General features: G+C 66.7%; 1 pseudogene. It reads right to left on the reverse strand.

Annotated elements, in window-relative coordinates:
* Positions 1-447 (reverse strand): annotated as a pseudogene (locus EN991_RS41555) (beta-ketoacyl-ACP synthase III); the annotation flags it as partial.

The raw sequence follows: 447 nt of genomic DNA on the forward strand, positions 1-447 counted from the left end.
CTTGTGCGCGCCGGACCGCACCAAATTGACGGCGATGTGCAAGGCCGCCGCCGCCGAAGAACAGCCGAGCCCCATGTCGAAGCCTGCGCCCTTCGTGCCCAGCGCCTCCTGCATTTCGATGGCGATCGCCGGATAGGGCCGCTGGTGATGCGAGGCCGAGCAGATCACCAGGTCTATATCCGACGGCTGTAGTCCCGCATGCTCGAGAGCCTTCTTTGCCGAGGCGATGCCGAACTCGGCTTCGAGCGACAGCGCATCGTCGGGCCGAGCCGGAATGCGCGGCGACATGCGGGTCGGGTCGAGAATGCCTTCGCGCTCGATGACATGACGGGTGCGCACGCCCGAAGCGTGGACGATGAAGTCGCTATCCGATTTCGCCAGCGGCGGCTCGTCGGGTCCCAGGCGGCGCGCATTCTCCGCGTCGACCCAGGCCTTGAAGCTGGCCAC

The organism is Mesorhizobium sp. M7A.F.Ca.US.005.03.2.1, from assembly GCF_003997795.1.
GTDB classification, from domain to species: Bacteria; Pseudomonadota; Alphaproteobacteria; order Rhizobiales; family Rhizobiaceae; genus Mesorhizobium; species Mesorhizobium ciceri.